This is a genomic window from Nonomuraea cypriaca (genome assembly GCF_015645445.1).
In the GTDB taxonomy this organism is placed as follows: domain Bacteria; phylum Actinomycetota; class Actinomycetes; order Streptosporangiales; family Streptosporangiaceae; genus Nonomuraea; species Nonomuraea cypriaca.
The window spans coordinates 1-10056 of sequence record NZ_JADOGI010000316.1; the positions used below are offsets into that span (position 1 = coordinate 1).

Consider the following 10056-nt stretch of genomic DNA (forward strand, 5'->3'; position numbering starts at 1 on the left):
CCCACCCAACCACCCCACCCGGGAACCCACGGCATCGTCCGATGAGGAGCCCACGGGGAGCAACGCGGCGTCCGATCACACGATCGGGGGAAATTAGTGCACATCGTCTACCCGGCGGTCATCTCCGCGCTGTTGTTCTCCATCGGCGTCTACGGCGTGCTGGCCCGGCGCAACACGATCCTCGTGCTGATGTCGGTCGAGCTGATGCTCAACGCCGTCAACCTCAACCTGGTCGCGTTCGACGTGTGGCTGGGCGACCGCCTGCACAGCGGCCAGGTGCTCACCCTCTTCGTCATCGTCATCGCAGCCGCCGAAGTGGGCCTGGGCCTCGCGATCGTGCTCGCCCTCTACCGCAACCGCCGCACCGTCGACCTCGACCACCTCCGCGACCTCGCCGAGCCTGCCGACGAAGCCCCAGGCAAGCCCACGACGCCCCGCACCACGCACGACCAGCCCGCCGCCTCGCCCGCCCCAACGCCACCGGTACGAAGCCAGAAGACCGCCCCAGGCGCCCGATCCGCACCCCCTACGACGGCTCTGAGGGACACTCCCGGACCGGGCCCTGATCAGAGCGATGAGCCCGATCAGGTAGCGGTCGAGGACGGCCAGAGCGGCGAGCGGCCCGTCAAGCGAGGTGGCACGCGATGACGACCTTCCCGTTGCTGGCCGTGCTCCTGCCCTTCGCCGCCGCCGTGGCGGCCCTGCTGCTCTCACGCTGGCCACACCGGCGCCCCACCACGCCCCACCCTGCGGGCACCACGACACAGCACGGAAGCGCCGCGCCCCACACAAGTACGGCAGCAGGCGAACGGGCGAACACAAGAGCGGCCTGGACGGCGATCCTCCCCACCACCGCCTCAGCAGTGCTGGCGATCTGGCTGGCCTCGGGACCGGGCCTCGCCTTCCTCAACGGCACAACGCCATCGGCACCCACAGGCCAGACCTACGGAACGATCGTCACCGGCGGCATCCCGATCTCCCTCACCCTCCAGGCCGACGGCCTGTCCGGCATCCTCGGAGTCCTGGTCACCATCGTGGCCCTCGCCGTACAGGTCTATTCGGTCGGATACCTCAAAGACGACCCGCGCTATCCCTCCTACAGCGCGTTCATCAGCCTGTTCACCAGCGCGATGCTCCTGGTGATCTACGCCGACGACCTCCTGGTCCTCTACGTGGGCTGGGAGATCATGGGCCTCTGCTCATACCTCCTCATCGGCCACTGGTGGGAGGACCGCGGCAATTCGCGCGCGGCGATCAAGGCGTTCCTCGTCACCCGCCTCGGCGACGTCGGTTTCCTGTTCGGCATCTTCGTGCTCGGAATGGGGGCGGGCACCTTCCGGATCAGCGGCGTGCTGGAGCGGGTGCCGGAAATGTCCACAGGCATCCTGGTGACCGCGACCATGCTGTTGCTGGCCGGCGTGGCGGGCAAGAGCGCCCAGGTCCCGCTGCACACCTGGCTCCCCGACGCCATGGCGGGCCCGACCCCGATCAGCGCCCTGATCCACGCAGCCACCATGGTCGCCGCCGGGATCTTCATCGTGGCCCGGCTCTTCCCCGCGTTCCTCGCGGCCCGGCCCACGCTCGACGTGCTGGCCGTGATCGCCGCGCTGGGCATGCTGGGCGCCGCGCTGGCCGCGCTGGCCCAGGACGACCTGAAACGGGTGCTCGCCTACTCCACCGTCAGCCAACTCGCCTACATGGCGGGCGGCCTGGCCGCGGGCTCGGACACGTCGGCCATCTTCCACCTGCTGACGCACGGCGCGTTCAAGGCGCTGCTGTTCCTCTGCGCGGGTGTGGTGATCCACCACGTCGGGTCCAACCTGATGACCGAGATGGGCGGGATGCGGCGCGAGCTGCCGGTCACGTTCGTCGCGATGACGGTGGGTTTCGCCGCTCTCATGGGGCTCCCACCGGCCAGCGGCTTCTTCAGCAAGGACAGCCTCCTGCTGGCCATGGACGACGCCCTGTCGACCGGCGGCCTGACGGACGCGGCCGCCCTCCTCCTGTACGGCTGCGCGCTCGCGACCGTCGCCGTCACCGGCGCGTACGCGACCAGAGCCTGGCTGCGAACCTTCTTCGGCCAGTCGAGGGCGGTAGCGCTCCCGGAGCCCGAGCCCGGCACGGCCCACGTCGTCGACGTCACCGAGGCCCCCAGGACGATGCTCGTGCCCGTCGTCCTCCTCGCCGTCCCCGCCCTGCTGCTGGGCTTCGCGGTGGAGCCGCACCTGGACCTCGGCGTCGCGGCCATCAGCGTCGTGCTCGCCCTGCTGGGCGCGGGGGTGGTGTACGCGTTCTGGCGCGTCGACCCCGTCGCCGACCCGGCCCGGCTGCTTGGCCCGTTCCGGATGCCGTGCGAGCAGGCGTTCTACGTGGACGGTTTGTACGCCGCGCTGTTCGTACGCCCCGTCCTGGCGCTGGCCCGGCTCGTCGTCAGGACGGACGATGTGGTCGTCGACGGGGCGGTACGCGGTTCGGGGAGGTCGGCGCGCGGTTTGTCCGGAGTGCTGCGACTGGCCCAGAACGGCAACGTTCAGCTGTATGTGAGCGGCGTGCTGGCCGGTGTCCTGTTGATCGCGGTGGGAGCGGTGGTGTTCACATGATCGACCGTCGTACCCCAGGAGGCGCTGCGGCGCGAACACCGCGGCCCAGGGCGGGGGTGTCCGCACGATGAGCTGGCTCGTGGTCGCACTCCTGGCCGTACCGCTGCTCGGTGCCCTCGCCCTCCTGATCGCCCCGGCCGCCCTCCGCCCGGTTCTGCGGACGTACGGGATGATCCTCTCTGGCGTCACGCTGGCGCTGGCCGCGGTGCTGGTGGTGACGTTCGACCACGGTCAGGCCGCGCGCCCGCAATTCGAGATCGACTGGCCGTGGATCCCCGGCCTGGGCCTGCGCTTCCATCTGGGCGTCGACGGGATCTCGTTGCCGCTGGTCGCGCTGACGGCGCTGCTGACGTTCCTGTGCTTCGTCTACCTGTGCTGGGGCGAACGGCGGGCTCATGGGCAGTTCACGAGACCGAGAGCGCTCGTCTTCACGCTGCTCGTGCTCGAAGTGGGCATGATCGGCACGTTCCTCGCCCTCGACCTGCTGCTCTTCTTCGTCTTCTTCGAGATCGTCCTCATCCCGATGTATTTCCTGATCGGCATCTGGGGCGGCGAAGGACGCAGGGCGGCGTCGATCAAGTTCATCCTCTACACGCTGCTCGGCTCCGTGGTGATGCTCCTCGGCCTGCTGCTCATCTGGGCGCAGACCGGCACGCTCGACATCGAGGCGCTGAGCGCGTCCCACGGCGCCGGGATGTCCAGATCCGTGCAGATCCTGGCGTTCGTGGCGATCGGCATTGGATTGGCCGTCAAGACCCCCATGTGGCCCCTGCACACCTGGTTGCCGGACGCCCACACGGAGGCGCCCACCGTGGGCTCGGTGCTGCTGGCCGGGGTGCTGCTGAAGATGGGCACGTACGGCTTCGCCAGGATCGCCATCCCCGTCCTCCCGGAAGGCGCGACCGCGGTGGCCCCGTGGCTGGGCGCGTTCGCGGTGGTCGGCATCGTGTACGGCGCCCTGGCCTGCCTCGCCCAGCGCGACCTGAAACGGATGATCGCCTACTCCTCGGTCGGCCACATGGGCTTCGTCCTGCTCGGCTTCGCCACCCTCACCCCGGTCGGCATCAACGGCGCGCTCTTCGCGAACATCGCCCACGGCCTCATCACCGGCCTGCTGTTCTTCCTGGCCGGCGCCTTGAAGGAGCGGCACCACACGGCGGACATGCCGTCGCTGGGCGGCGGCCTGCTGGCCACGACGCCGCGGCTGGGATCGATGCTCACGTTCGCGGCGATCGCGTCGCTCGGGCTGCCCGGACTGGCCGGGTTCTGGGGCGAGATGCTGGCGCTGCTCGGGGCGTTCCAACCGGCGAACGGCCTGCCGCGCGCGCTTTTCCTCACGTACATGGTGATCGGCGGCCTGGGCGCGGTGCTGACGGCCGGCTACTTCGTGGTCATGCTGTCCCGCGTCACCCACGGCCGCCCCCGCCAGAGGCAGGCGCCGGACGAGCATCCCGACCAGACAGCGACGCCGGACGAGCATCCCGGCCAAAGGCAGGCGCCGGACGAGAGTCCCCGCCATACGGCGACACCGGACGAGCGCCCGGTCGTACCCCTCGCTTCACCAGAGACGCGCTCGGCGACGGCCACCCTCGAACCAGCCCTGGCGACTGAAGACATCAGACGCTACGAACTGCTGGCGTGGACGCCGCTGGTCGTGCTGATCCTGCTCTTCGGCCTCTGGCCGGGGCTCCTGCTCTCGCTCACCACACCGGCCGCGCAGACCCTGCTGGGAGCCCTCACATGATCCAGCAGATCGACTACTTCGTGATCGCACCCCCGCTGGTGCTGGCCCTGGTGGCCGGCCTGGTGGTGCTGCTCGACGCGTTCCTCCCCGCGCGCCCGCGGACGAAGACCACGCTGGCACTCGTCACGCTGGCGGGGATCCTGGTCTCGCTGGGGTTCGTCGCCGCCCAGGCGATCAGGGGCGGGCCGCCGCAGTCGACCTTCTGCGTGCCGCCCCACCTCGCCGCCCAGCAGCTCTGCTCCTTCGTCGTGGACGGATTCACGCTGGTCTTCGCAGGTCTGGTGCTCGTGGCGGCCCTGGTGGTCGTCCTGATGTCGATGACCGAGCTCGCGGGCGGCGGCATCCCGGTGGGTGAGTGGTACTTCCTCCTGCTCTGCACCCTCATCGGCGCGATCACCCTTCCCGCCTCCCGCGACCTGATCATGCTCGTGGTGGCGCTCGAGCTGGTCTCGCTGCCGGTGTTCGCCCTCACCGCGATGAAACGGTACGACGGCCGCTCGTCGGAAGCCGCCGTGAAGCTCTTCGTGATGTCGGTCGTGTCGACTGCCGTCATGCTGTTCGGGGTCTCCCTCCTGTACGGCATCGCGGGCACGGTCTACCTGTCCCGCCTGGCGGAGGTCCTCGGCGGCCAGGCGCCGGCTCCGGGGTGGGCGGGTCCAGGACTGCCCTCCGTCGTCACGGTCGGCGTCGTGCTGGTGCTGGCGGGTTTCGCCTTCAAGATCGCCGCGGTGCCGTTCCACTCCTGGGCGGCCGACGTCTACCAGGGCGCGCCCATCCCCGTGGCCGCGCTGCTGTCGGTCGTCTCCAAGGCGGCCGGGTTCGCCGGGCTGATCCTCGTACTCGTTACCGGCCTGTCGGGGCAGGCCGCCACCTGGGCGCCGATCGTGGGGATCCTGGCCGCGCTGACCATGACCGTCGGCAACCTGCTCGCCATGCGGCAGCGCTCCGCCGTACGCCTGCTGGCCTGGTCCTCGGTCGCCCAGTCCGGCTATGTCCTGGCGCCGCTCGCGGTGGCCGTCACCGCCCCGGGAGCGATCTCCGCGGCCACGGCCTACCTCGTCATCTACGCGGCCATGAACCTCGGAGCGTTCGCGGTCGTCCTGCTCGTCTCCAGGACCGCCGGCCGCAACGAGCTCGACGACTACCGCGGCCTGGCCTTCCGCAGCCCGGCGGCGGGCGTGGCGCTGGCGTTCTGCCTGGTCTGCCTGGCCGGCCTCCCTCCGGGCCTGGCCGGGTTGTTCGCCAAGGTGTTCGTCTTCCGCGAGCTCGTCGAGGGCGGCATCGGCTGGCTGGCCGTGGTCATGGCCGTCAACACGGTGATCGGTCTTTACTATTACATCGCGTGGACGGCACGCCTGTTCACCCCGTCCGCGCCGTCCGCCCACCGCCCGCTCCCCATGACGTGGCTGGCGATCGGCCTCGCGCTGGGGGTGGCCGTCCTGTTCTCGGTGGCACCCCAGCTCGTCCTCGACGTGACCGGCTGACCCGCGACAAGTCGCGCTCCGCCCTCAGGTGAGCACTGCGGGGAACGAAGAACCGGGTGGTAGTCGTTGGACGAAGTGAACCCGGGACCATGAAGGGGGGGACCTTGCGCCACAACGGTCTGCGCACCGCCGTGCTACTCGGCGGTCTGTCAGCGCTGATGGTCGGTGCGGGCGCGTGGTTGGGGGGCGACACCGGTCTGCGGATCGCGTTCGTGCTCGCCCTGGCGAGCAACGGCGTCGCCTACTTCTTCTCCGACCGGATCGCGCTGTCGGCCATGCGGGCCAGGCCCGTCAGCGAGGTGGAGCAGCCCACGCTCTACCGGATCGTGCGCGACCTCTCCACGCAGGCGCGCCAGCCGATGCCACGCCTGTACATCTCACCGACGGTGCAGCCGAACGCGTTCGCGACGGGCAGGAGCCCACGCCAGGCCGCGGTGTGCGTGACGTACGGGCTGACCCGGCTGCTCGACGAGGCCGAGCTGCGCGGAGTGATCGGACACGAGCTGTCCCACGTGTACAACCGGGACATCCTCGTCTCGTCCGTGGCCGGCGCGCTGGCTACGATGATCACATGGGTCAGCTACGTGGCCGTGTTCTTCGGCGGTTCCGACGATGACGAGGGGCCGGGCTTCGTGGGCGCGCTGCTGATGATGGTGCTCGGGCCGGTGGCGGCCGGGATGGTGCAGATGGCGATCTCCCGGACGAGGGAATACCAAGCCGACGAATCGGGGGCGAGGCTCACGGGTGATCCGCTCGCACTGGCCTCCGCGCTCCGCAAGATCGAGCTGGGCGCCCGCCGGCTTCCGCTCCCCGAGAACAGCCGCCTCACCTCGGCCTCCCACCTGATGATCGCCAACCCGTTCAGCGGCTCCGGCCTCGGCCGGCTGTTCTCGACGCACCCGCCCACGTCCGAGCGGGTCGCCCGCCTCGAGCGTATGGCCGGCTACCGCCGCTGATCGATCGACATGGGCCGCTCACCACGATTAACCCAGGCAGAGCACAAGCTCTGGAACGCCTTCCGCACGGGCGAGTTCGTCGAGTTCGGCCCGGTGAAAACCGATCCCGGTCGTAAAGCGGGGGAGAACGCCCCCGATGACGGCGACACCTGGGGCCCCGAGCGCTCGATCAGGGCCAAGGTGATCGGCTGGCTGCTGCTCGGCGCCCACGACGCGGGCGCCGGCTCGGCCCCGGCGGTACGCCTGCGCGGCGCCAGGATCACCGGCCGGCTCTCGATCCTCGGCGGCACCATCCAGCACGAACTCGTGCTGAGCGGCTGCCACCTGGACGAACCCGTCCAGCTCACCGGCTCCACCACCCGCACCATCCGCCTGACCGACTGCCACTTCCCGGGCTTCAGCGGCGGCGGCATGCGGGTCGCCGGACACCTCAGCCTGTCCGGCTCGAACATCACGGGCACCGTCCGCGTGAGCCGGGCCGTGTTCGAGAGCGGCCTGTGGCTCGGCGGCACCAAGGTGACGGGCGACGACGGCAAGTGGGCACTCTACGCGAACGCCGCAGTCGTCGACTCGGGCACCTACATGCGCAACGCCGACTTCACCGGAGGCGTCGGACTGGTCGGTTCCCGCCTGAACGGCGGATTCTCCCTGGAGGGCGCGACCCTCCGCAATCCCGGCAAGGACGCGCTCACCGCCGACAACCTGGTCGTCGAGGACACCATGCGCTGCACCGGCGGATTCCTGGCAGAGGGCTGCGTACGGTTACGCGGTGCCCGGATCAACGGGACGTTCTCCCTCGACGGAGTCGTACGCAGTCCGGACACCCGCTACGCCCTTCACATGAGCCACTCGGAGATCCGCGAGGTCTACCTCAAGCCCGAGGAGCCCATCGACGGCGTCGTCACCCTCGCGCACGCGACCTTCGGCACATTGCACGACCAGCCGCGCACCTGGCCGGCTAAATTACGCCTGAACGGCCTGACCTACGAGCGCCTGCGCGGCTCCGGCGTGCGGAAGAGGATCGACTGGGTCACGCGGGATCCGGAGGGGTTCAGGCCGCAGCCGTACGAGCAACTGGCCGCCTGGTACCTCAGGGACGGCAACGAGGCGCTCGCCCGCCGTACTCAGCTGGCCAAGCTCCGCGCCCGGCGGCAGACCCAGGGCCTCGGCGGTCGCGCGTGGGGCCGCCTGCTCGACATGGCGGTCGGGTACGGCTACCGCCCCTGGCTGGCCGGCATGTGGTTCACGTTGCTCCTGGCGGCCGGAACGGTCGTGTTCGGCCTGAACCCGCCCCGAGCCCTCAAACCAGCCGAGAGCCCCGATTTCCACGCGTTCGCCTACACCTTCGACCTGCTGCTCCCGCTCTCCGCATTCGGGCAACGGGACCATTTCGACCCGGCGGGGTGGACGCAGTGGCTCGCGTACGGGCTGATCGTCTCGGGCTGGATCCTGGCCACGGCGCTGATCGCGGGCGCTACCCGGATTCTTCGCCGATCTTCCGCAGGATGACCGCGAGGTCCGCGGGGTGGAAGACCTCCTCGCTGGCCTCGATCTCCGCCGCGCTCCACCACCGGTAGGCGGTCGTCGTGTCCTTCTCGATCTGGTCCATGTGCTCGAACGACACCGCCGCGTCGCCCACCCGGATCGCGAAGAACGACTGATCCTGGGTGATGGCGTACTCGGCCCACTCGAACTCGATCGTACGAGCCTCGTACGGGCCGCTGAAATCCTCGAGGGGGGCCCGGATCGCGACTTCCTCGTACATTTCCCGCGCCGCGGCCTCCTGCGGCGTCTCCCCATCCTCCACCGCCCCACCGACGGTGAACCAGAACGGCTGATCGGGCCGCGCAGGATCAAAGCCATGAAGCAGGAGAACCCGATCGTGATCATCAAGGGGCAGTGCACGCGCCGCAATGCGGCGCAGGGGGATCTTCGTCACAAAGAGAGCTTACGGACTCATCGCTTTCGCTTCACCAGCTACCAAGGACTCCCGACCTGCCGGGAACCGCGAACCGCCGACTCGCACGCACCGGCGGCCCGAGGCACAGGCAAAGCCACGATGCCCTCGCGGACAGCGCGCTCAACCGTGTGCCCCGGATCTTCCCACCGAGCGGAGCCGTACGGTTCCATGCCTTACTAATTAGCGGTAGTTCACGAACTGCAGGGCGATGTCCAGCTCCTTGCCCTTGAGCAGGGAGATGACCTCTTGCAGGTCGTCCTTCTTCTTCGAGCTCACCCGAAGCTCCTCGCCCTGAATCTGAGCCTTGATCCCCTTCGGCCCCTCGTCGCGGATCATCTTGGAGATCTTCTTGGCGTTCTCCTGGTCGATGCCCTCCTTCAGAGCGACGGGCATGCGGTATTCCTTGCCCGACAACCGAGGCTCGTCCGCATCGAGAATCTTCAGCGAGAGGCCCCGCTTGATCACCTTGTCCTTGAACACGTCGAGTGCGGCACTGGCCCGCTCCTCGCTGTTCGCCTTGATCTCGATGTTGTCCTGCCCGGACCAGCTGATGCTCGCCCCGGTGCCCTTGAAGTCGAACCTGTGCCCGAGCTCCTTGACGGTCTGGTTCAGCGCGTTGTCGACCTCCTGACGGTCGATCTTGCTGACGATGTCGAAAGATGAATCAGCCAAAACACCCACCCTCTCAGCTGTGAAAGCACTTATCGGATCCTGCTTCCCCGGCGTACGCGAAACGCGCGGACCCAGCGAACGAGCCTAGCCAGCATCGGCGCGCCGCGCAGGCCACGCCCCCGTACAGAGAATGATCACCCTTCGCCCCCTCTCCCGCCATCCCGCTCCAACCCCTGAGGGAACACCGGCCGGCTCGCCGGCGACGGTTTCGGCAGACCAGCTACCCGTGATCCGGCCCGGGACAAACCGGTGTCACGCACACCTCCGAAGTCCGCTATCCTTCTTTCTGTCGCCGCGAGAGCGGATGGCACGGCAGGTTGCCCGAGTGGCCAAAGGGAGCGGTCTGTAAAACCGTCGGCTCAGCCTACGCAAGTTCGAACCTTGCACCTGCCACACCAGCACAGAGAGGCCCGTCACCAGCGGAAACGCGGTGACGGGCCTCTCTCGTTGTGTCCGGCCGTCTACGACGATCGTCGGTGTTCTACGGCGTCTCACGGCCAATACGCGGCTAAGTGTCGACGAGCCTTGAATACTGACCCCCAGACAACGTGTGAAAACTGACCCCCTTGGTCACCACAGGTGACAGAAAGGGATGTGATCACAGTGGATGACTGGGCAGAGATCCGCCGTCTGCACCGGG

The 10056-nt window shown here is 68.8% G+C and carries 7 protein-coding genes, 1 tRNA gene and 1 pseudogene; 7 read left to right on the forward strand and 2 right to left on the reverse strand.

The window, feature by feature from the left end; all coding sequences use genetic code 11:
• Positions 1–96 precede the first annotated feature (96 nt).
• The 6 genes and pseudogenes from nuoK to ITP53_RS50455 form a co-directional block, all read left to right on the forward strand.
• Positions 97–378, forward strand: a pseudogene (gene nuoK / locus ITP53_RS50430) (NADH-quinone oxidoreductase subunit NuoK); the annotation flags it as partial.
• A gap of 266 nt (positions 379–644) precedes the next feature.
• Positions 645–2600, forward strand: a complete 1956-nt coding sequence (locus ITP53_RS50435) for an NADH-quinone oxidoreductase subunit 5 family protein (protein WP_195902616.1) — start codon at positions 645–647, stop codon at positions 2598–2600.
• A 67-nt stretch (positions 2601–2667) separates the two neighbouring features.
• Positions 2668–4344, forward strand: a complete 1677-nt coding sequence (locus ITP53_RS50440; protein WP_195902617.1) for a complex I subunit 4 family protein — start codon at positions 2668–2670, stop codon at positions 4342–4344.
• A complete protein-coding gene (locus ITP53_RS50445; RefSeq protein ID WP_195902618.1) occupies positions 4341–5828 on the forward strand; it encodes an NADH-quinone oxidoreductase subunit N in 1488 nt (495 codons plus the stop codon). Before ITP53_RS50440 ends, ITP53_RS50445 begins: the two co-directional genes overlap by 4 nt.
• A 104-nt stretch (positions 5829–5932) precedes the next feature.
• On the forward strand, positions 5933–6784 hold the full coding sequence (htpX, locus tag ITP53_RS50450; protein WP_195902619.1) for a zinc metalloprotease HtpX: 852 nt from the start codon (positions 5933–5935) through the stop codon (positions 6782–6784).
• Between the two features lie 9 nt (positions 6785–6793).
• On the forward strand, positions 6794–8293 hold the full coding sequence (locus tag ITP53_RS50455; protein ID WP_195902620.1) for a hypothetical protein: 1500 nt from the start codon (positions 6794–6796) through the stop codon (positions 8291–8293).
• Here ITP53_RS50455 and ITP53_RS50460 read toward each other — a convergent pair.
• Positions 8259–8723, reverse strand: coding sequence for an NUDIX hydrolase (locus ITP53_RS50460; protein WP_195902621.1), 465 nt, complete (start codon positions 8721–8723; stop codon positions 8259–8261). The two genes, ITP53_RS50455 and ITP53_RS50460, sit on opposite strands and share 35 nt — an antisense overlap.
• 201 nt (positions 8724–8924) lie before the next feature.
• Positions 8925–9416 carry a YajQ family cyclic di-GMP-binding protein gene (locus tag ITP53_RS50465; RefSeq protein WP_207757579.1) on the reverse strand — a complete coding sequence of 164 codons (492 nt, stop codon included), beginning with the start codon at positions 9414–9416 and terminating at the stop codon, positions 8925–8927.
• 311 nt (positions 9417–9727) lie between these two features.
• Between ITP53_RS50465 and ITP53_RS50470 the strand changes: the two genes are divergently transcribed.
• Positions 9728–9809 (forward strand) — tRNA-Tyr (locus tag ITP53_RS50470).
• Positions 9810–10056 lie beyond the last annotated feature (247 nt).